Origin of the sequence: Morganella morganii (assembly GCF_041099235.1) — a bacterium.
GTDB classification, from domain to species: domain Bacteria; phylum Pseudomonadota; class Gammaproteobacteria; order Enterobacterales; family Enterobacteriaceae; genus Morganella; species Morganella morganii_E.
On the sequence record NZ_JBFZSO010000031.1, the window covers coordinates 1 to 526 of the forward strand.

The window sequence follows — 526 nt, forward strand, 5'->3', positions numbered from 1 at the left end:
GGCGCAGGTGATGGATATCTGGCACTGGACCGGATTCTTTGTGGTGATTGCGATTGCCGCCGGCATTTCCGCGCTGCTGCTGCTGCCGTTTTTAAACGCGCAGGCGCCGCGTACCGCCAGCGAAGCGTGATGTAGCTCACCCTTTCGCCGCGAACGGGGCAAAACTAAGAAATTTTCCCGGTTTTACCTGGAAGCCGTCTCAGGCCAGACGGCGCGCGGGTTTTTACAATGCCTGGTTATTACGCAGGCATAAAAAAATCAGCTCAGGAGATACCCATGCTGGCCTTTCTGAATCAGGTGCGCAAGCCGACCCTGGATCTGCCGCTCGATGTGCGGCGCAAAATGTGGTTCAAACCTTTCATGCAGTCCTATCTGGTGGTTTTCATCGGCTACCTGACCATGTACCTGATCCGCAAAAACTTTAACATCGCGCAGAACGACATGATCTCCACTTACGGGTTGAGCATGACGCAGCTGGGGATGATTGGCCTGGGCTTTTCCATTACCTACGGCGTGGGCAAGACGC

General features: G+C 54.9%; 1 protein-coding gene and 1 pseudogene. Both read left to right on the forward strand.

Annotated features, from left to right (window positions below; genetic code table 11):
- Window positions 1-130: hypothetical protein (locus AB7038_RS18115; protein ID WP_369453752.1), on the forward strand; the 130-nt coding region annotated here is incomplete at its 5' end.
- A 146-nt stretch (window positions 131-276) separates the two neighbouring features.
- Window positions 277-526 (forward strand): annotated as a pseudogene (uhpT, locus tag AB7038_RS18120) (hexose-6-phosphate:phosphate antiporter); the annotation flags it as partial.